Raw genomic sequence first — 20462 nt, forward strand, 5'->3', positions numbered from 1 at the left:
GTTTCCGGATTTTCCGATATTTCCTCGCTGGTAATCAGATCAGGGAATGGCGCGACAATCGGTGGACACCGCTGATCACCAACGGAGGCAGGCAGCGACGTGAGGGAGCTTGCCCATCAGGCGAGCATCCGGACACGGGGCTCGCGGTCCCAATATCGCTTGGGCGCGGCACTCAGGAAGGAGGCGAGATCCACGACACCGGCGTCGGGTTGAATGCCCGCCTTGTCGAGAAGCGCCTTGGCGGCAGCGTCATGACCGATCGCCTTTAGGTGTCCGAAAGCATCCATCACCCATTGCACGGCAGCCCCTTCGTTGAGGAGCACAGCGGCGCCTTCCTTCGCGAGGATGACGGCAACGGCATCGAAAAGCTGCGAAGGCGAACCAAGGAGCTGCCCATCGGCACGGATCGTATTTCCGTCGGAAAGCTTCGTCTCCCCCACCTTGGGCGCCACGATGAAAGGCCTCGCCTTGGCGTCGTTGAGGGCTTCGACGAGATCGGAGATCGCCTTGGCGTCGCTTCCGTCGGCGATCAATATGCCGATCTGCCGCCCTTCGAGCGTCTCCTTCATGTTCTTATGGATGGAAAGAGCGGGGGAGGGGGCGAGATCGATCGGCTCACGCGCCGGCAAATTCCTGGTCGGGTTGACGAGCCCGAGGCCCGCGGCGACCCTGTTGGCAAGCCCCGCATCGACATTCATGAGGTTGCCGACCATGCGGGGCGGCACGTGCTGAAGCTGAACCTTCGATAATTCGAAGACGAAGGCCGATGCGATGTGAGCCTGTTCCGACGGTGTCTGGGACTTCCAGAAAAGACGAGCCTGACTGTAATGGTCGGCAAAGAGTTCACCGCGCACGCGCAGCTTATCGCCCTGCTCTTCCTTCCCGGCTTGATGCTCATAGGTGCGGAAGCCCGTCACCGGACATTCGCGCGGACCGCCGATTTCGCCGTTGTCGCCAAGGCTATTCGGTTCGTAGTTCGCGCGGCCCTTCGGCACTTGCATCTGCATCTGCCCGTCGCGCTGGAAGTTCATGACGGGGCATTTGGGCGCATTGATCGGCAGTTGATGGAAGTTCGCGGTCCCAAGGCGGGATTTCTGCGTGTCGAGATAGCTGAAGAGCCGGCCCTGCAGCAGGGGATCGTTGGTGAAATCGACGCCTGGGACGATGTTTGCCGGGCAGAACGCCACTTGCTCGGTTTCCGCGAAGAAATTGTCCGGATTGCGATCGAGAACCAGCCGTCCGACGATCTTTACCGGCAGTACCTCTTCCGGGATGATCTTCGTGGCATCGAGGACGTCGTAGGGAAGGTTTTCGGCAAAGGCATCGTCGAAGAGCTGCAGGCCCAGTTCCCATTCAGGAAAATGCCCGGCCGCGATCGCCTCGAAGAGGTCGCGGCGATGGTAGTCATTGTCGGCCGCCTGCAGCTTCAATGCCTCGTCCCAGACAAGCGATTGAATGCCGAGCTTCGGCTTCCAGTGGAATTTCACGAATGTGGATTTACCGGCATCGTTGACGAAGCGAAACGTGTGGACGCCGAAGCCTTGCATCATGCGCGGCGAGCGCGGAATAGCTCGATCGGACATCGCCCACATCAGCATATGCGTGGATTCCGGCATCAGCGACGCCCAGTCCCAGAACGTATCATGGGCGGTAGCCGCCTGCGGATACGCGCGGTCGGCCTCCATCTTCACGGCATGCACAAGATCGGGGAATTTCATCGCATCCTGAATGAAGAAGACGGGGATGTTGTTGCCGACAAGGTCCCAATTACCCTGCTTGGTATAGAATTTCACGGCGAAGCCGCGCACGTCACGCGGCGTATCCACCGAGCCGGCACCGCCGGCAACGGTCGAAAAGCGGACGAAGACCGGCGTCTTTTCACCCTTGCGCTGAAACAGATCGGCGCTGGTCACATCGGACAGCGATTCATAGAGCTCGAAGAAGCCGTGTGCGGCCGAACCTCGTGCATGCACGATCCGTTCAGGGATGCGCTCATGGTCGAAATGGAAGATCTTTTCACGCAGGACGAAATCTTCAAGCAGCGTCGGGCCACGGACCCCGGACTTCAGGCTGTTCTGATTGTCCGACACCCGGATACCCTGATTGGTGGTCAGATGCTCCGCGTCGCCATGGGGACCGCTTTCGGGAATATGCTGGTGCGTCTCCCCGCCTTCGCCGCGCGATGTTTCGAAGCTCGTGTCCTTCGCCATGATATCCTCTTTTTTGCCGTTGGAACCGCTGACCGAACCTTGTTCGACGGGCAATGTTCCGATTGGCCGGAGATGGCGGCTGGTGACCTCAAAGTTCGATCAGCGCGATGCCGAGATCCTCTTGATGCCGACGCTGCAATTCCGCCGGTGTTTCCACGATGGTCGCTTCCAAGGTCGGATGCACGATACCGTCGAGAAAGTGGCCGCCGCGCGTGGAGCCATCCTTCAGACCGAGGACGGCATGAAGATGGAGGCTCGCCTTGCCATCGTCGCCTGTCGCGATATCGCCGATCAGGCTCAGCACCTCGCATTGCTCGGTAATCGGGATCTTGCGGTAGCTTCGCTCGCTAAAATCGAACCAGCCGACAGTCGCGCGTTCAAACGCGCCTATCGCGGTGATCGAAGCCCCCTTCAGGTCCTGATCCGTGGCGAAGCGGGCGAGCGTGGAGAATGCTTCCTCATTCGCATCGAGCACGACGACATAGGTCTTCAGGCCGTTCCGCAGGTCAACTTTCTTGAAATTCATCGCGCTCGTCTCCCTTTCAATCCTGTGCCGGCTGGCCGTTGGAAGCCGACACGCCACCATCGACGGCGATGTTGGCGCCGGTCACGAAGCTTGCATCGTCGCTTGCCAGAAAGGCGATGACGGCCGCGACCTCGTCCGGCTCGCAGACACGACCAAGTGGAATGCGTTCCTTGAACTTGGCAACGAGGGCTTCATCCTTGAGCATGTCCTCCGTCATGCCAGTGCGCGTGAGGCTCGGGCATACGGAATTGACGCGAATTCCCTTTCGGCCGAGATCTAGCGCCAGCGCGCGGGTCAGATTGACGATGGCACCCTTGGCGGCGTTGTAGGGGCTCATACCCCAATCGCCGCCGGTGCCGGAGACGGAGGCAGTGTTGATGATCGACCCCTTGGTCTTTTCAAGATGCGGTATGGCCGCACGACAACCGAAAAACACGCCGTCCAGATCGGTCGCCATGACATCGCGCCATTGCTCGTTGGAAATGTCGGCGGGCGCGCCACCCTCGTGAATGCCAGCATTGTTCACGATGACGTCAAGGCGACCGAACCGTTCCACCACCGCCGCTACCATCGCGGCGACCGCCGACGATGCCGATACATCCACCAACTGCTTAAGGCTGCGTTCGGCTGGCAAATCCGCGATGACTTTTTCCAGCGCATCCTCGCGGCGGTCGACGAGAGCGACATTGGCGCCTTCCTTGGAAAAGCGCCGTGCCGTCGCCTCTCCCATTCCCGATGCAGCACCTGTTACGATGACGACCTTTCCTTCGAAGCGATGCATCGGGCTGTCCTTTCAAAATCGGCGAAACGGGATCTATCGAAACGTAGCTTTCGATAGGAACCAGGACCGGACTTGAATGTTCCCCGATGCACCGGGCGGATAGTGTGCCATGGATGGAACCGAAAGCGAGGTGGATGGTTTGGAATGACAACGCAATCATCTCCGGAAGCAAAGTCATGACACATCCACGACCACCATTTCCGCCGCAGCAACAGCCCATGCCCGGCTATACCGCCGACATGCATCCGAAACCCGATCATGGAGAGGTGACCTATCACGGATCAGGAAAGCTTGCCGGCAAAAGGGCTGTCATCACCGGCGGTGACAGCGGCATTGGCCGCGCTGTCGCGATCGCCTTTGCCCGCGAGGGCGCGGATGTTTTGATCGCCTATCTGAGCGAAGACGACGATGCTCACGAAACCAAGAAATGGGTCGAGGAGGCCGGCCGCAAGGCGGTGTTGATGGCCGGCGATATTCAGGATCCCAGACATTGTCGAGATATCATCGACAAGGCCGTCGCCGAACTGGGAGGGATCGATATTCTTGTCAACAATGCCGCGCATCAGGCGAGCTTTCAAGATATCGGCGATATCAGTGACGAGGAATGGGAATTGACCTTCAAGGTCAATATCCATGCCATGTTCTATCTGACCAAGGCGGCCGTACCGCACATGAAGCCGGGCAGCGCCATCATCAATACGGCGTCCATCAACTCGGACACTCCAAACCCCACATTGCTTGCCTATGCCACCACCAAAGGGGCCATCCAGAATTTTACCGCGGGGCTGGCGCAATTGCTCGCGGAAAAAGGCATTCGCGCCAATGCCGTGGCGCCAGGACCTATTTGGACGCCATTGATCCCTTCGACAATGACGTCGGAAGCAGTCGAGAATTTCGGAAAGCAAGTGCCGATGAAGCGACCGGGTCAGCCGGCTGAACTGGCAACGGCCTATGTCATGCTTGCCGATCCACTCTCCAGCTATGTTTCCGGCACGACCGTCGCGGTCACTGGGGGCAAGCCTCTCCTTTGAGTTCGGTGCATCTGCGCGACACGGAGCTGAGCCGCGCTCTTCAGATCGAAATCATGTGCTTATGTCCGCGAACGGCGCTCATTCTCGGAACATTCCGGGCTGGAAGTGGTTTGGCCATGACAACGAATGCAGCAAGACGGCCAAGATAAATCGTCCACAGCTTCTGGCAAGGCAATGACAGGAGGAGATGATGAACAGCAGACCACCACCGGTTCCCGAGGAGAATCGAAGCGATAAAGGTGTTGGTGACCACGCCAAGCCATCGATATCCGACCCCCATAAGCCTGACATGACGGTGGATCCCGACAAGAAAGGTCAGCAGGGAAATAGCCGGATCAATACCAGTCACCAGGGGCATCAACAGGATCGATAGGGAGGTGTCAATGTCCACGTCGACGAAAACACCGGCCAGTATTCGCCAAGGCGGCCCGGGAGCATCCCATGAAAATGCCAAGGCGCCCTTGAATATTCCAAAGCCGCCGGCCGAGCCCGATAAGCGGGACCGCAGCAAGGTTTCCGGCGGCGGCGGCGAACGAGATCGCCATCATGGCCACGATCCCAGCCGGAAAGGTGGCCACTCCGCAAGCTGAGGCCGAATTCCGCTCGTGTCGAGAAGCCGAGCGGAAGGCCCGATGCAGTCCATAAGACCCCAATTGTCCGCCTGGAACAAAGCAAGTCGATAAATGTTTGGGTGCTCTCAGGAATATTGGAGACACCGATATGGTCGCACAGGACCTTCGCGCTGCACACCCTCTTCCGCCCCGCCCCCTTCACTCGCTCCTCATTCCGATCCCGATGGTTTGCTTCCTTGGCACATTGGCAACGGACCTGGCCTATTGGGCAACCGCCGAGATGATGTGGGCGGATGCTTCCGCGTGGCTGCTCGCGGTTGGCTTGCTGTTCGGCTTGCTTGCTATAATCGCCATGATAATCGATGCACTCGGCAGGCGCCTTTCCTTGATGCGCGGACCAGTCTGGCTTTATTCGATCTGCGGCGTTCTTATCCTCGTCTTGTCCTTCTTTAACGCGCTCGTGCATAGCCGGGATGCATGGACTTCCGTCGTTCCGACCGGGCTTATTCTTTCATCCGTGGTGGTCGTTCTCGTCCTTTTGAGCGGCTGGATAAGGCGGGTATTGATTTTCCGCAGAGATCCGGGAGCCGAGAGATGAAGATCGGTGTAGGTAAGTTGACCGCGCCATCCCCCGTTGCCGCGCTTATCTGCGGCACGATCCTTATCCTGTCTGGCTGCGGTCAGAACGAAGAGGATCCGAAGGATCAGGTCGGACCAAATCCGACATTGCCGGCCCAGACGCAATATCTCATCCCACCGATGCATGTCGCGAAGGTGATCGGCTGGCAAAACGGCGACAAGCCAAAGGTTGCGGAAGGATTGCAGATAAAGGCGTTCGCGACAGGACTGAAGCACCCGCGTTCGGTTTATGTGCTGCCGAATGGCGATGTTCTTGCCGTGGAATCTGTTGCGCCGCCCGCGGCATCGATCAAGCGTCCCAAGGATCTGATCATGGGCTGGATCGAGTCGATGGCGACATCTGCCGGCAGCAATGAAGGAAGCAACCGTATAACCTTGCTGCGTGACGCCGATGGGGATGGAGTTGCCGAAACGAAGAGCGTTTTTCTCGATCATCTCGCCTCCCCTTTCGGTGTCGCTCTTGTCGGTAGCGACCTGTATGTCGCGGAGACGGACAAGATCATGCGTTATCCATACAAGACGGGAGAGACGAGCATCCCCGATCCGGGAACGAAACTTACCGATTTGCCCGGCGGACCCATCGATCACCATTGGACCAAGAGCCTTGTGGCGAGCCCTGATGGTACGCTACTTTATGTCGGTGTCGGCTCGAACAGCAATATCACGGAAAACGGCATACAGGCTGAAATGGACCGCGCCTCCATCTGGGAGGTCGATAGAGCAACGGGGCGCCATCGCATCTTCGCGGATGGATTGAGAAATCCGAATGGTCTTTCCTGGGAGCCGCAGACGCACGCTCTCTGGGCAGTCGTCAACGAGCGCGATGAGCTAGGTCCCAATCTCGTGCCGGACTATATGACTTCGGTGAAGGAGGGCGGCTTCTATGGTTGGCCGTACAGCTATTTTGGCAAGAACATCGATCCCAGGGTCATGCCGCAAAGACCAGACCTTGTGGCGAAGGCAATCGTTCCGGATTACGCGCTGAGTTCGCACGTGGCGCCCCTTGGGATGGTCTTCTATACCGGTACCAGTTTGCCGGAAGCGTATCGCGGCGGTGCCTTCGTCGGCGAGCACGGGAGTTGGAATCGACACCAATTCAACGGCTACAAGGTGGTCTTCGTCACATTCGCGGACGGTCGGCCCAAAGGCCTTCCGCAAGACGTCGTGACCGGCTTCTTGAATGGCGACAACGAGGCGAGGGGCCGGCCGGTAGGTTTGGCGGTCGACAAGCCTGGCGCCTTGCTCATCGCCGATGACGTCGGCAATACGGTCTGGCGCGTTAGCTCGGCAGCGCCGTAAACTTTACCGACGCCGTCGAGAAAGCGGTGTGCTTGGCCCGCGTTTCGCGCAATGCCGGCGGATCGAAAGGCGCCTTGAAGCGCCAGCATAGTCGCGGTCATCATGGCAAAGCCGCCCTGAACGAAATGAACTTGCATGCATTATGATGTGTTCATCCGATTTCATGTCGGATCTGGCTGACCTAATCAGCCGCCATCGCGCTTCATTCTTTTGCGCATGGCTTTGCGATGTCTGCTGATGGCCTGCGCTTTTTCCCGAATACGCCGCTGGGATGGTTTCTCGTAGGCTCGTCGCTCCTTCATTTCCCGGAACAAGCCTTCACGCTGCATCTTTCGTTTGAGAACTCGGATTGCTTGTTCGATATTGTTGTCTCTTACCAGGACCTGCATTTTGTTCTCCTCACTATTGGTGATGAATGGCGGCCGTCAGCCGAGTTGCTCGGCTATCAGCTTCTGAAGCTCCTCGCGGGTGAGCAAACAGGGATAGGGTTTCCAGCTTTTGTCGGGGAGCTGGTTGATGGGTTGATCGCATCCGCGCGGCTTCACCGCCGCGAGCGCGTCGATTGCCTTTGATTTTTTCAATGAAATCTCCTGCGCCGGCCACTAAGCCAGCGCTCATGTCAATGGATGATGGAAGCGCCCGTCACGTCATCGGACGGAGGGCAAGGAACGGACCGCATGATGGGTCGGGCGATTAAGGCCTGGACCAGCCATTGCAATGCAACGGGCGAGCGGAACCGCATATCTCAAGCCGATAAATGGGTATCGAATTCCGATGTTGCAAGGGGGCAACATCTTCCCAACGTCTAGGGCATGTGGGGCCCGCGTATCACACATCGGGGGGAATATGGGAATCGACACCGATCGTTTTCAGATTGTTGCGAACCTTGACGACACCGGGCGTAGACAGCCCAAGCGCTTCCGCCTGTTCGGCAGCCGCCTGCGTTTCGACACTGCCTTCCAATGTTACGATACCGTCCTCGGCATGAACCTCGATGCTGTCTGCATCGATTTCTTTGCTTTCGATGAACCGTTCGGTAATCGCCGCTTCCAGTTCATCGTTATCGATACGGCTGGGTGGCAATGGCCCAATCGTGTGGGCCGTGTCTTCCTCAAGCCCGTTCGTGTCCGCGTTATCTCCAATCAGGCCAGAGGGGGTATCTTCGTCAAAGTTCGCTGGAGTGGTGCCATATTCTCGATTTTCCGGTTCGGTCGAACCTAGGGCGCTTTCGTCGGAATATGGCCAGCCTTCGCGGGCATCGCGATCCTGATAGTCGCGATAGTCCTCTTCTCGCGACAGCGATTTCTTCTTTCGAAACTGTGTCATAGCCAATCTCCTTTCCTTCAGCTCAAGAAACACGCTAAGCTCCGATTTGCTTCTCGGACGCCCATCCGGCTCCGCCGATCTGTTAGTGGTGCTTGAAATATTGCACCTCGCGCTCATGCTTTTCGGCCGCCTCGCGGGTCTTGAACGTCCCGAGATTCTTGCGCTTGTGTGTCTTCGGATCGAGCTTGCGTGAGTAGAGACGATATTCACCGGATTTCAGTTTGCGGATCATGACGGTTTCTCCTTTGCTATGGATATAACCCCCGTCGGCAGCCCTGGTTCCGATCGTGCCAAGCCGCGATAAAAGCCCATCCGAAAGGAAAGACCGGCTTTTCCTTCGCCTGTATCGAGGAGGAAATCATTCCGCGCGCCGTTCGCCGGCGCTTTCTCTCTCTGCCAAAATAAGCGAAGATCTTTTGCCTGGGATCGCCTTCGGGATTGCCGTGAACTGCCTACCAGCCGTAGCTGAAGGTAGCGCCACTGCCATTATCCCCATCCTGCTCCACATCGGTTTCAGTATTTCGTCCGTACTGGAAAATGCCATAGGCATTGTTGTTGCCGTTCTGCCGCAAGGTTGCGGAATGACCATTGCCCTGCTGCTGGATGAAGCCGAGATTACCTCGGCCGGCCTGGGCAATGCCAGCCGCGTTCCCCCGGCCCAGCTGCCGGATGTCGGCGTCTTTCAGGCCGCGGTACAGCGAATAGACGCGCAGTCCGGTCGAGAAAAGATCCGCATCCTCGGCATTATCAGGCACAAGGTTGAACGAGATCCGGCCACCGGCATAGGCTGGCGCGGACAAGGCGACCTGTCCCAGGCTCCCGGCAAGAAGAGTGATGGTAAGGATCTTAAACACGCTGCGGGTCATCCTGATCTCCATTGGCCGGCTGTCTGAGCCGATGACCAACCTTCGCATCTTTAAGCTGAACCCAGTCGGAATTGCCCGTTCAGTTGTGGTTCAGTCGTCTGGAATTGCGTGAAACCAAAGAGACAGAGCGGTTCAGAGGCTCCGTGAGAAACTGAACCGCTCTAAACCTGATCGAAAGCAAAAGGGCGCCAGGAGCCGGCGCCCTTTTAAAGGGATTTGCAGAGTTTGGAGGCCGATTAGTTGTCGCCGACCTGCTTCGTGCAGCTGAAACTCTTATCTCCGATCACAATATCCAGCGTTGCCCTGTATGCGGTTCCTTTGGAGCCGAGCGAGACGGAGCTGAGGATTGCCGGATGCCCGGCCGTGGCATCGAAATCGCCACTCTGGTTGATCATGGAACTTCCACCGTCTCCCGATTTTTCGACGCGAAACGTGTAAGTCCCGCCGACATGCGTGTCGGCGTGGACGAGCGCATCCAGTCTCACCATACCTGCTCCAGGCGTTGCTTTGATTTCGCAAAGCCCCGCATCGTCAGATTGGTTGGCAGTCGTCATGGCCGCAACGGCGCCGACGGGAAGCAGGACCAGCGCGAGGATCGTCATCAGTCGGCGTGGATGTTTGACGCTATTTGGCATGGGTCATCTCCCCAAATGGTCTGCTGTCGCGTTTGTGACTTCTTTCACGTCATCGCGCGGTCGCTTAAGGGCAGGCCTGGACGAAGGCCGCGACATTGCCGTTGCCGCCCTGGCTGACATTGGCGCTGCAGCCATGGCCGACCTGGACGCCAGCCGCGATGTTGCCATTGCCGTCCTGGGTAAGAATGGTCGTGTGGTTGGAGCCAAACTGGCCGATGCCAGCTATGTTGCGGTCACCGTTCTGATAGGTGGCGCCGTAATTGTCATTGCCTTCCTGACCGATAGCCGAAAGGTTGTGGCGGCCATATTGATGGCCGACGATCCGGTTGTAGGCGCCGTTCTGGTAGGTTCTGATGCGGTTTGCATACCCTTCCTGAGCGCCGCCGGCGGAGTTCGACCAGCCATATTGTTCGATACGCACATCGTTGGCCATGGCGGGGGCCGCGGCGGTGATGCCGACGAGAGCGACGAGTGCGGTTGCAATGAAAGACGTGCGGATCATGACTGTGTCTCCTCAGGCGGATAAGACCGCGGTTGAACGTCTTTCTTTTAGACGCCGCCTTCGGAACAGAAGCTGAAAGCACCATTCAGCCCGGGTTCATTCGCGGAGATCGGTACCAGCCTCTCGCAATTAGCGTTCCGAAGAAATGACATGGTGGCTCATTGGTTTCTAGCGAGCTGGCAGCTACCCGCACGATGAAAATGGATATAGGCCGGCGATTGTCTGCTCTGAAGGTCGGAAACATCGCAGGTAAAGAGCTTCTGCTCGTCGCATTAAAAAAACAATGCAACGGCTTGGTGCATGCGAAGCCCCGCGGGCCGCCTCCCTTGGATCAAGATCAATGTGGCTCGGTGCTATGAAAATCTGTGTTCCTTCCCGGTCAACGGCGTGGCGAACAAAGCCTCGCCGATCTGGATCGGTCGATCGCCGTCGGTGCGTGCGACAAGTGATATCAGTTCGGGGACATCAAGATGAACGACCGTGTCGGCGCCGAGCCACTCGATATGGCGCCCGATCTCGATGCCGCCCCCTTGATCAATGCAGCACGGACAAGCGCTATTCGGGTTCCTGAAGATCTTGCGATCATCGGCTACGACAACTCTCCGATGGCCGCCATGCCGCTCGTCGGCCTGACGAGCGTCGATCAATACCAGATGCTGCTCGGGCGGACGGCTGTGGAGGTGCTGCTCGGCAGGATCGATGGCCGGCGCGAGGCCAGACATCCGCTGATCGAACCCCGCGTGGAATTGCGCGGCACCACTTGACGCGCGATCCGGACGAAAAGGTAGTAAGACGCACCCGGTCGTGTCCGCCGCCCCTGCTCGGCATGGGGACAGCCGGATAGCTAACCGCTGTTTGCAAAGGCAGACGGGAAACATGCCGGTGCCAGCAATTGGACCGAGGATTTTTTCCTCCGCCCGATTGCCGGTTTGTCTACTGGCTTTGGCCAGCGCGGCTTGCTGTTCGTTTTTTCAGAACTTGTAGCTCGCGCCAACAAGCACCTTGTTCTGAGTGGCGCCGAACTCCCCGATCGCCGACCCGAAATCCTTGTTTCCAAAATCGGAATAGCGGTATTCGCCGCGAATGATGACATTATCCGTGAAGGCGTGCTCGATGCCGCCGCCGGCCGTCCAGCCGATCAGGATATCGTCTTTTTTCCCAACGCCGGGGGCATCAACCTTGCCGCCGGCGGCAGCGAGACCGGCTGTCGCAAAGAGCAGCGTCCGGTCCAGGGCGTAACCGACGCGAGCGCGGCCCGACGCATCCCATTCGAGATCCGCTTCCTTCTTGTCCTTGAAATTGTAGTTGAAGTCGTTTTCGATACCGTAGACGATATTGCCGGATTGGAAATTATATCCGGCATGAACGCCAGCCGTGCCACCGTCGAGATTGCGGTCGGTGCCCAGAACGGTCCCTTTGTTCCAGACATAGCCGCCCTGTCCGCCGAGATAGAAGCCGGACCAGTCATAGGCCGAATAAGCCTGTTCGGCGGCTGGCGCAGAACGCTCATAGGTGAGGTCGGCGGCGAGGGCCGGAACGGCCAGGAACGACGCCAGGGCGCCGACGACGAAAAGCTTGATATGCATAATGGCAGTGCCTCATGTTTTGCACCAGCGGAAAGGCGTTCGCGTGTCGCATCCGCCCGGCTCATAGGGTGACTATGTCGTCCCGCAAGATTGCTGTGTGTGCTTTCATGTTCATTTTTGTTGCGACGGCGAAAAAACACTGGGGAGTGTCAAAAGGTGCAAGGTCGGCGGGTTGTCGGATTTGAAAACGGGGCCATCCCGGCGCGTCCCATGCCGCGTGATTTCGCAGGAAACATCCAGGCCCATGCGGTCAGCGCTTTTCGGCCGCCCCGAACACAGGTTTGGCCGCGAAGCGAAGAAGTCGATGAAGGTTCGAACCTTCATGCGTTCGGCGGCGGGCTTGATAATTCTTGAGCCCCCGGCGGAAACCTTGATTGCGAAGGCGCCGGGCATGTACATGTGATGGGAACCGCATTGCTATTCCAGAAGCGGATAAGGTTGGAGAGCCGCATGAACCTCTTCCTCAAAAGCCTTGCAGACGCGCGCCGCGCGGGCAAGCCGGTCGGAATTACGTCGGTATGCTCGGCGCACCCGCTCGTGCTTGAAGCGACGATGTCGCTGGCTCGGCGGGAGGGTGGTCCCGTCCTGATAGAGGCTACCTGTAACCAGGTTAATCAGTTTGGCGGCTACACTGGAAAAACGCCGGCGGATTTTGCCGGAGATGTTCTCGCGCTCGCCGCGGCCAACGGGGTAACGACTTCCGACGTCATCCTCGGTGGCGACCATCTCGGACCCAATCCCTGGCGGCGGGAGACCGCCTCCGCGGCAATGGCCAAGGCCGAGGTCATGGTTGCTGAATATGTGAGAGCGGGCTTCACGAAAATTCACCTCGACGCATCCATGGCATGCGCCGATGACCCATCCGCCCTCGACGATGCGATCGTGGCTCAAAGGGCGGCAAGGCTTGCCAAAATTGCCGAGCAGGCTGCGCGGGAAGTCGGCACCAAGCCGCTCTACGTGCTGGGGACGGAAGTCCCGGTGCCGGGAGGCGCGGACCACACGCTCGATGTTGTCGAACCGACCGAGGCCGAAGCCGCCACCGCCACCATCGAGATCCATCGCGAGATTTTTGCGAGGGAAGGGTTGTCGGAGGCGTTCGACAGATGCATTGCCTTCGTCGTCCAGCCGGGCGTGGAGTTTGGCAATGAGAACGTCGTTGGCTACAGACCTGAGCTCGCTAGGAAACTAACCAGCGTGCTGGATCATGAAGTGGGTCTGGTTTTCGAAGCGCATTCGACAGACTACCAGTCGGAAAGCGCGCTGACCGCACTGGTACGCGATGGATTTCCAATTCTGAAGGTTGGGCCTGGATTGACGTTCGCGCTGCGAGAAGGTCTCTTGGCGCTCGACTTGATCGCAACGGAACTTGACCCGGACTATGACCGCGACCTTGCCGTCACCATGGAGCGCCTCATGCTGAAACATACGGGCGACTGGGCGGGACATTATCATGGCAGCGAAGAGGCTATCCGGCTTCAACTTCGCTACAGTTACAGTGACCGCATCCGTTATTACTGGGGTTATCCGGAGGCTGTTGGCGCCGTTCAAAAGCTGACCGATACACTTCATCGCCGCGAAATTCCGCCGACGCTGGCAAGCCAGTTCCTCGGGCGGATGGCAGACAGGATCGGCGCGAAGGACAGCGTCGACAGGATCGTCAAGACGTTTGTCGGTGGGGTCCTCGAGACCTACGCCCGTGCGTGCCGACAAGCCGGCTGACCGATCGGAAAACGGCTCTCCTGCCGCATATTCCGTTCATCATTGCCACCTAAAGCTCGAAAGGCCTCGCGATCGAGGCTCTTGCCATTCCCGCTTATAGGATCGCCTCCGTCCAGCCTTGTGTCTTCAGGTCGCTGCGGATACGCCATTTCAGGATTTCATCGATCAGGCGGCGTTTGACATCCTGATAGGCGGGGTCGCTCCACAGGTCATTGACTTCATTTGGATCGACAGACAGATCGAAAAGCTGGCCTTCGTCGCTCTCGACGAAGTGGACCAGCTTGAACCGCTTGTCGCGGATCATCGTCATGAATTCCGTGCCGCTCAGGATACGGTCGCCCGCATGTTCGGAGAAGACGAATTCGCGCGGCGTGACGTTCGCACCGGTGAGGTAAGGAGCCAAGGAACGTGCTTCCATCCATTTTGGCGCTTCAAGTCCCGCCAGCTCCAGGATTGTCGGCCCGAAATCGAAGAGCGAAACGAGGTCGCCGACGATCTTGCCACGCTCGACACGGCCCGGCGACCAGACGATTGCCGGCACGCGCACGCTCGGCTCGTACATCGTCCATTTCTGGCTGTGTCCATGATCGTTCAGACAGTCGCCATGATCCGACGTGAAGATGATGATGGTATCCTCAAGAACGCCGCGACGCTCGAGCGCCTCCATGAGCTTGCCGATCTGCGTATCGATCATCGAGACGTTGGCGAAATAATGCTCGCGTTGGCGGCGCAATTGTTCCGGCGTCGGATTTTCAAGATGCACGACCGCATCATGATCGACGCTGATATGTTGTTCTCTAAGCTTCTTGAGTGCCGATGGCTGCCCATCCATTGCCGCATGGTCACGGATCGCTTCTGGCAGATCGCGATCCCTATATTTGTCGAGATAGTCCTGTGTCGGATCGTAGGGCGGGTGCGGACCTGGAATGCCGATCTGCAGGAAGAATGGTTCTTGGCCCCGGTAGCGATCAAGCCACATGGCGGCGAACTCAGGGACGAAATTGTCCGAATGCAGATCTTCAGGCAGATCCCAGACAAAGGCGCCAAGACGTTCGCGATAATCTTCGAGCCGTCGGTATGTGACGCGGCTCGGCTTTTCGATGCCTCGGCTCCAGAAAGCCTTGTCCCAGTTGTCGAGATAAAACGGCAGCCGCTCGGTCGCTCTATCCTTGTTTTCGACAACATGCCTTTCGTGAAAACCGAAGGACTCCTCGAAGGGCGAGGTGTGCATCTTGCCGACATTGACACAGCGATAGCCAGCATCGGCAAGGCGGCGAACCCAGCTATGCGTCCAGCGCTCATCGTTGCGGAAGACGCCGTTGGTGTGCGGATAGAGTCCCGTGAACAGGCTTGCCCGCGAGGGCGCGCAGGACGGTGACGTCACGTACATGTGGCTGAAACACGTGCCGTCCCGAACCAGGCGATCAAGATTCGGCGTGATCATGTAGTCGAAACCGGCCGCCGCGATCGTATCGAAACGCTGCTGGTCGGTCATGACGAAGACGATGTTGGGCCTGTTCCTTGCCTCTGTCACGTCAATCTCCATTCAGGGATTTAAAGGGCGAGCGGGTACTGTCGCGTGCAAGCAGTTCCCAGTCGACCACACTCGTTCGCGGGTCCTCGCCGTTGATCCGCGCGACGATCAATTCGGCCGTGAGTTCGCCGATCCGATGACGGTCGGGCTTGATGGTGCTGAGCGAAGGGGTGACGTAGCTTGCCGCCTCGCTGTCGCCGAAGCCGACGACGCCGATATCGGCGGGCACTTTCCTGCCGCGCTCATGCAGCGCCTTCAGGACACCGAAGGCGACGACGTCGCTGTTGCAGATGATCCCGTCGATCCGTGGATTGCTGTCGAGCAGTTCATGGGCGAGCTCTTCGCCGAGCGCCGGCCGGCCGCCTTCCTGTCGAACAGCATAGACGAGATCCGGCAATCCGGCCGCGGCAATGGCGCGTGCTGAGCCGTGGGCGCGTTTCCTTGCCCGCATGTCGTTTTCGCGCATGCTGCCGAGAAAGGCGAGATGCCGGTAACCGCACGCAATCATGTGGTCGGCCTGCGCCCCGCCGGCCTCCCGATGATCCATGCCGACCGCGGAATCGATGATGTCGCCGCCGACATCCCACATTTCGACGACCGGAACGCCCGAGGACGTCAGCAGCTCAGTGACCTTGGTCGGGTGGTCGACACCGATAATGGCAACCGCGGCTGGGCGCCAACTGAGGATCGAGCGCACGAGCGTTATCTCCTGGTCAGGATCATAGCGCGTATTGGCGAGCATGACCTGAAGATTGTCTTTGAGAAGCGCCGATTGCAGGGCATCGATAATGGAGGCAAATTCAGAATAATAGAGCGATGTCACGACGACGCCGACGATGTCGGATCTCGTCCCCGACAATCCCCCGGCCAGCCGGTTCGGCACATAATTCAGCTCGTCCATGGCCTTGGCGATCTCTCGCCGCAGTTCCGGCCTCACCGTGTTGGGCGCGCGAAGCGCCCGCGAGACCGTATTGATGGAAACCCCGACCCTGACGGCGATCGAAGCCAGTGTTGGTGCGCCGCCCTTTTCTCGCTCCTCCACGTTCGCCCCCATTCTCCTCGCAAAAATTTGCTCAAGTGAGCGTTGCGTTACCGTTAACTTTATGTCATTTCTCGAACGAGGAGACAAGAGCGCAAAATTTTTCCAACGAGACTTTCCATTGAAATTTGCGTTCTGGCAGCAGGGAAGGACGTAAAGCGTGGCCGACCGCCCCAATATCATCCTGATCATGACCGACCAGCAGCGATACGACTCCATCGCCGCGCTTGGATTTCCCTATGCGGTTACGCCCAATCTTGATGCGCTTGTCGAAAAGGGGGTGACGCTGACTGATTGTCATATCAACGCTCCCAGCTGCGTTCCCTCACGAGCCAGCCTCTTCACTGGCTACTATCCACATACCACCGGGGTGCTCGCCAATGGTCAGCGCTGGCAGAGGACATGGGTCGACCAGTTGAGGGATGCCGGCTATCGTTGCGTCAACGTCGGCAAGATGCACACCATTCCCTACAATTCGGACTCCGGTTTCCACGAGCGTTACGTCGTCGAAAACAAGGATCGTTACATGGAGGGGCGCTGGTATTTCGACGAATGGGACAAGGCGCTCGCCGCGAATGGTCTGGTCAAGCAGCAGCGCGAGACCTATCGTCGGCGGGAGGATTATCGCGAGCGTCTTGGCGCCTTTGATTGGGAATTGCCCGAGGAGCTGCATTCCGACGCTTTCGTCGGCAATATGGCGAAGTGGTGGATTGACACATATCCACGGACCGAACCGCTTTTCCTGCAGGTCGGCTTCCCAGGCCCGCATCCGCCGTTCGATCCGCCGGCGCGATATTCCGAGCCTTACCTCAAGCGCAACGATCTGCCGTTGCCCAAGCCGTCGCGCCAGGAGCTCGATTCCTTGCATCAGGAACTGAAGGAGAAGCGACAGCACGACGTCGAGGTCGATCACGATTCGGTTGTCTGGAGCCTTGATCCGTCGCCCGAGCAGATGCAGCGGCTCTGGGCTCACTATCTCGGCAACGTGACGCTGATCGACCAAAAGATCGGTGAGTTGCTGGAAGCCTTGAAGGAGCGCGGCTATCTGGAGGATGCGATCGTCATCTTCACCTCCGACCATGGCGAGTGCCTCGGCGACCACGGCCTGATCCAGAAATGGTCGATGTATGACGTCGTCACACGGGTGCCCACCATCATCTGGTCGACCGCAAATCGATTCGAGGGTGGCAGGAAGCTAAACGGCCTCTGCCAGCTCTTCGATCTCGGTCCGACCATATTGGAATATGCGGGGATCACGCCGCCGAAGAGCTTCGAGGCGCGCAGCCTGAAGTCGGCGCTGGAGACGGGTGAGTGGACGCCTCGTACCCACGTATTCTGCGAGCAGATCGGTGACGTCGCCATGAGCGGCGGCGTGGAATTCATGACCGGCGTGCGTAGCGAGGGATGGAAGTTGGTCCATTTCAAAGGGTCGAGCGACGGACAGTTGTTCGATCTCAAGAACGATCCTGGCGAGGTGCAAAATCTCTGGGACGATCCCGCATGCGAGGCGCGAAAGCGCGAACTTCTCGATGTCATGCGGGACTGGCTCATCGAGTCGAACTACCGCACGCGCGATGTCATGGCGGGTGTGCGATGACAGATTTTCAGGAGGCAACCGCAACCAGATCGTCCCCGCCCGCAAAGGATGGGATGGTATGGATCGAAGGTGGCAGCTTCCTGATGGGATCGGAAGATTTTTATCCCGAGGAAGGGCCTGTTCATCGCGTGCGGGTCGACGGCTTCTTCATGGATGCCACGCCGGTCACGAACCGGGACTTTTCGCGCTTCGTCGCCGATACCGGTCATGTGACGGTCGCGGAGCAGACGCCGGACCCATCGGTTTATCCCGGCGCCGATCCGGCTATCCTGCAGCCGGGATCATTGGTCTTTCGAGCGCCGCGGAGGTCCGGCGATATGCGCTTCTGGGGTGATTGGTGGCACTTTGCGGCGGGTGCATGTTGGCATCGGCCCGATGGCATCTCGTCTCTGACGGAGGCGATGATGGATCATCCGGTGGTGCAGATCTGCCATGCCGACGCGACAGCCTATGCGCGCTGGGCCGGAAAGGCTTTGCCGAGCGAGGCGGAATGGGAGTTCGCCGCCCGCGGCGGCGTGGAAGGGGCGACCTTCGCCTGGGGCGAGGAGCTCGAGCCCGACGGCCGCAGGATGGCGAATATCTGGAACGGCGATTTTCCGATGGCCAATCTCCCCGGCAAGGCTGAGTTCGGCACCACGCCGGTCGGAGCCTTTCCCGCAAATGGCTATGGTCTTTCCGACATGATCGGCAATGTCTGGGAGTGGACGGACGATTACTGGACGGACCGCCATCCAGACGATGCAGCGAAGCCTTGCTGTGTTCCGAGCAATCCGAGAGTCGCCATTGCCGAGCAAAGCTACGACCCGCGTCAGCCGGCGATCCGCATTCCGCGCAAGGTGTTGAAGGGTGGATCGCATCTTTGCGCGCCGACTTATTGCCGCCGCTATCGGCCGGCGGCCCGGCATCCGGAAATGATCGACAGCGCCACGACCCATATCGGCTTCCGTTGTGTCAGCCGTCAGGCTGACAAGTCTCGCGGCGAGCAATGTGCAGTTGGGAGCGAACGCCAATGACCATCGCGACGAACGCGACCATACGCCCTGGCGCTCCGCGGCGCCCGTTGCTGACGACGCCTGCCGCGATGCTGGGTCTGAATGTGGCCGCTGTCGTCATCGGCATCGGCCTTTGGTGGCTGGTGACGGCCGAAGGGCTGGTTGGTCTGCCAACGCCTGCCCAGGTGGCCGCGGCCGCCGCCGCCGAGGCTAAAAATGGCATCCTGCTCGGCGATGCGCTGGCCAGTCTCGGCCGGGTCATGACGGGCTTCTGCCTCGGCCTGATCGTCGCTGTTCCCGTCGGCTTCCTGATGGGGTGGTATCGCATCGCCCGGGGCATCATCGAGCCCTATGTGCAATTCTTCCGCACCATTCCACCGCTGGCGATCATTCCGCTTGCGATCGTGACGATGGGCATCGACGAGACACCGAAGATCTTTGTCATCTTCCTCGCCGCTTTCCTGTCGAGCGTCGTTGCAACCTACCAGGGGGTGATTAGCGTCGACAAGACACTCATCAACGCCGCGCGCGTATTGGGAGCGGACGATTTCACCATTTTCCGCCGCGTGATCATTCCGGCCTCAACGCCTTATATCATGGTCGGCGTGCGCATTGGCCTCGGTTCGTCCTGGGCCACCGTCGTCGCAGCCGAACTTATCGCCGCGCAGTCCGGCCTGGGCTACCGCATGCAGCAGGCCCAGCTCTATTATGATCTGCCCACCATTTTCGTGAGCCTGATCGCCATCGGCGTTCTCGGCCTGCTCATGGATCGGATCGTCATGATGGCCGACCGTATTCTCACAGCATGGCAGGAAAAGCTATGACGCCGAAGATTTCGTTTCAGAACGTTTCGAAAAGCTTCGATCTTGCGGGTCAGGCAGCCTTTACCGCATTGCAAAACCTTGACCTCGATATCGAGGATGGCGAGTTCATCACCGTCGTCGGCCCTTCCGGCTGCGGCAAGTCGACAGCCATGAACATCGCCGCGGGATTGACCCCGCCGTCATCGGGGCAGGTATTGGTCGACAATATGCCTGTGAAAGGGCCGGGGCCGGAACGCGGTGTCATCTTCCAGCAATATGCCCTGTTTCCGTGGCTGACCGTGCGGCAGAATGTTGAGTTCGGGCTTCAAATCTCCGGCCGTCCCAAGGATGAGCGCCGCGGCATCGCCGACCATTTCATCGAGCTCGTCGGCCTAACGGACTTCGCCGATGCATTGCCGAAGATGCTTTCAGGCGGCATGAAGCAGCGCTGCGCCATTGCCCGGGCCTATGCGGTCAATCCGAAGATATTGCTGATGGATGAACCTTTCGGCGCGCTCGATGCCCTGACGCGCGTGCAATTGCAGGACCAGCTTCTTGCCATGTGGAGCAAGGAGCGCCGTACAGTGATGTTCATCACGCATGATGTCGACGAGGCGGTCTATCTGGCAAGCCGGGTTATTGTGATGGCGGCCCGTCCGGGTCGGCTCCACAAGATCATTCCCGTGGACCTTGCCTTTCCCCGGACGGAGGAGATGCGGCTTTCGCCGCGGTTTTCCGAGCTGCGCAACGAGGTCTGGCGGGCCGTCTATCACCCTGCCTCAAACTGAAGATCAGCAATCACAGG

General features: G+C 58.9%; 23 protein-coding genes and 1 pseudogene. 11 read left to right on the plus strand and 13 right to left on the minus strand.

Annotation, left to right across the window (positions count from 1 at the left end):
* Positions 1–116: 116 nt before the first annotated feature.
* The 3 genes from GDN47_RS17705 to budC form a co-directional block, all read right to left on the minus strand.
* Entirely contained in the window at positions 117–2210 is a 2094-nt protein-coding gene (locus GDN47_RS17705) for a catalase (protein ID WP_113353588.1), read from the minus strand.
* Positions 2211–2298: 88 nt separating this feature from the next.
* Entirely contained in the window at positions 2299–2736 is a 438-nt protein-coding gene (locus GDN47_RS17710; RefSeq protein ID WP_113353451.1) for a PPC domain-containing DNA-binding protein, read from the minus strand.
* Positions 2737–2752: 16 nt separating this feature from the next.
* Complete coding sequence (budC, locus tag GDN47_RS17715; RefSeq protein ID WP_113353450.1) at positions 2753–3517, minus strand: meso-2,3-butanediol dehydrogenase; 765 nt, start codon at positions 3515–3517, stop codon at positions 2753–2755.
* A gap of 176 nt (positions 3518–3693) precedes the next feature.
* On the opposite strand from budC, the gene GDN47_RS17720 reads away from it, so the two are divergent.
* The 5 genes from GDN47_RS17720 to GDN47_RS17740 all read left to right on the plus strand — a co-directional run bounded on the left by GDN47_RS17720 (position 3694) and on the right by GDN47_RS17740 (position 7058).
* Entirely contained in the window at positions 3694–4548 is an 855-nt protein-coding gene (locus GDN47_RS17720) for an SDR family oxidoreductase (RefSeq protein ID WP_173002519.1), read from the plus strand.
* Positions 4549–4738: 190 nt separating this feature from the next.
* Entirely contained in the window at positions 4739–4921 is a 183-nt protein-coding gene (locus GDN47_RS32345) for a hypothetical protein (protein WP_083258237.1), read from the plus strand.
* 10 nt (positions 4922–4931) lie between these two features.
* Positions 4932–5138 carry a hypothetical protein gene (locus GDN47_RS17730; RefSeq protein ID WP_113353448.1) on the plus strand — a complete coding sequence of 69 codons (207 nt, stop codon included), beginning with the start codon at positions 4932–4934 and terminating at the stop codon, positions 5136–5138.
* Positions 5139–5268: 130 nt separating this feature from the next.
* Positions 5269–5718 (plus strand): DUF2231 domain-containing protein, encoded by a 450-nt coding sequence (locus GDN47_RS17735; RefSeq protein WP_145321206.1) that lies wholly within the window; start codon positions 5269–5271, stop codon positions 5716–5718.
* Positions 5715–7058 (plus strand): PQQ-dependent sugar dehydrogenase, encoded by a 1344-nt coding sequence (locus GDN47_RS17740; protein WP_113388796.1) that lies wholly within the window; start codon positions 5715–5717, stop codon positions 7056–7058. The genes GDN47_RS17735 and GDN47_RS17740 overlap by 4 nt, the downstream gene beginning before the upstream one ends.
* Positions 7059–7243: 185 nt before the next feature.
* On the opposite strand, the gene rpsU is transcribed toward GDN47_RS17740, so the two are convergent.
* From rpsU to GDN47_RS17770, 6 genes are all read right to left on the minus strand, one after another.
* Positions 7244–7447 carry a 30S ribosomal protein S21 gene (rpsU, locus tag GDN47_RS17745; RefSeq protein ID WP_095438691.1) on the minus strand — a complete coding sequence of 68 codons (204 nt, stop codon included), beginning with the start codon at positions 7445–7447 and terminating at the stop codon, positions 7244–7246.
* A 439-nt stretch (positions 7448–7886) separates the two neighbouring features.
* Entirely contained in the window at positions 7887–8384 is a 498-nt protein-coding gene (locus GDN47_RS17750; RefSeq protein WP_113388795.1) for a BON domain-containing protein, read from the minus strand.
* An 82-nt stretch (positions 8385–8466) separates the two neighbouring features.
* Complete coding sequence (locus GDN47_RS17755; protein ID WP_095438695.1) at positions 8467–8616, minus strand: hypothetical protein; 150 nt, start codon at positions 8614–8616, stop codon at positions 8467–8469.
* A gap of 220 nt (positions 8617–8836) precedes the next feature.
* On the minus strand, positions 8837–9250 hold the full coding sequence (locus GDN47_RS17760) for a curlin (RefSeq protein WP_113353443.1): 414 nt from the start codon (positions 9248–9250) through the stop codon (positions 8837–8839).
* Positions 9251–9486: 236 nt separating this feature from the next.
* The gene (gene csgH, locus GDN47_RS17765; RefSeq protein WP_113353442.1) at positions 9487–9885 is read right to left on the minus strand and encodes a curli-like amyloid fiber formation chaperone CsgH; all 399 of its coding nucleotides are present in this window, start codon (positions 9883–9885) and stop codon (positions 9487–9489) included.
* A 64-nt stretch (positions 9886–9949) separates the two neighbouring features.
* A complete protein-coding gene (locus GDN47_RS17770; protein WP_113353441.1) occupies positions 9950–10387 on the minus strand; it encodes a curlin in 438 nt (145 codons plus the stop codon).
* 470 nt (positions 10388–10857) lie between these two features.
* Between GDN47_RS17770 and GDN47_RS17780 the strand changes: the two genes are divergently transcribed.
* Positions 10858–11151 (plus strand): substrate-binding domain-containing protein, encoded by a 294-nt coding sequence (locus GDN47_RS17780; RefSeq protein ID WP_145634188.1) that lies wholly within the window; start codon positions 10858–10860, stop codon positions 11149–11151.
* A 207-nt stretch (positions 11152–11358) separates the two neighbouring features.
* Here GDN47_RS17780 and GDN47_RS17785 read toward each other — a convergent pair whose 3' ends face one another.
* On the minus strand, positions 11359–11973 hold the full coding sequence (locus GDN47_RS17785) for an outer membrane protein (RefSeq protein WP_113353439.1): 615 nt from the start codon (positions 11971–11973) through the stop codon (positions 11359–11361).
* A 111-nt stretch (positions 11974–12084) separates the two neighbouring features.
* Positions 12085–12372, minus strand: coding sequence for a hypothetical protein (locus GDN47_RS17790; RefSeq protein ID WP_113353438.1), 288 nt, complete (start codon positions 12370–12372; stop codon positions 12085–12087).
* 51 nt (positions 12373–12423) lie between these two features.
* On the opposite strand from GDN47_RS17790, the gene GDN47_RS17795 reads away from it, so the two are divergent.
* On the plus strand, positions 12424–13692 hold the full coding sequence (locus GDN47_RS17795; RefSeq protein WP_113353437.1) for a D-tagatose-bisphosphate aldolase, class II, non-catalytic subunit: 1269 nt from the start codon (positions 12424–12426) through the stop codon (positions 13690–13692).
* Between the two features lie 94 nt (positions 13693–13786).
* On the opposite strand, the gene GDN47_RS17800 is transcribed toward GDN47_RS17795, so the two are convergent.
* Positions 13787–15226, minus strand: coding sequence for a sulfatase family protein (locus GDN47_RS17800; RefSeq protein WP_233788491.1), 1440 nt, complete (start codon positions 15224–15226; stop codon positions 13787–13789).
* A 1-nt stretch (position 15227) separates the two neighbouring features.
* Positions 15228–16280, minus strand: coding sequence for a LacI family DNA-binding transcriptional regulator (locus tag GDN47_RS17805; RefSeq protein ID WP_145321211.1), 1053 nt, complete (start codon positions 16278–16280; stop codon positions 15228–15230).
* Between the two features lie 145 nt (positions 16281–16425).
* Between GDN47_RS17805 and GDN47_RS17810 the strand changes: the two genes are divergently transcribed.
* The 4 genes and pseudogenes from GDN47_RS17810 to GDN47_RS17825 all read left to right on the plus strand — a co-directional run.
* Entirely contained in the window at positions 16426–17862 is a 1437-nt protein-coding gene (locus tag GDN47_RS17810) for a sulfatase family protein (RefSeq protein ID WP_152093920.1), read from the plus strand.
* Between the two features lie 53 nt (positions 17863–17915).
* The gene (locus GDN47_RS17815; protein WP_113353433.1) at positions 17916–18875 is read left to right on the plus strand and encodes a formylglycine-generating enzyme family protein; all 960 of its coding nucleotides are present in this window, start codon (positions 17916–17918) and stop codon (positions 18873–18875) included.
* 68 nt (positions 18876–18943) lie between these two features.
* The gene (locus GDN47_RS17820) at positions 18944–19678 is read left to right on the plus strand and encodes an ABC transporter permease (RefSeq protein WP_113353587.1); all 735 of its coding nucleotides are present in this window, start codon (positions 18944–18946) and stop codon (positions 19676–19678) included.
* Positions 19675–20458 (plus strand): annotated as a pseudogene (locus GDN47_RS17825) (ABC transporter ATP-binding protein); the annotation flags it as partial. The gene GDN47_RS17820 and the pseudogene GDN47_RS17825, both read left to right, overlap by 4 nt.
* Positions 20459–20462: the final 4 nt, after the last annotated feature.

The organism is Martinezella dioscoreae (assembly GCF_009176305.1).
Lineage (GTDB): Bacteria > Pseudomonadota > Alphaproteobacteria > Rhizobiales > Rhizobiaceae > Rhizobium > Rhizobium dioscoreae.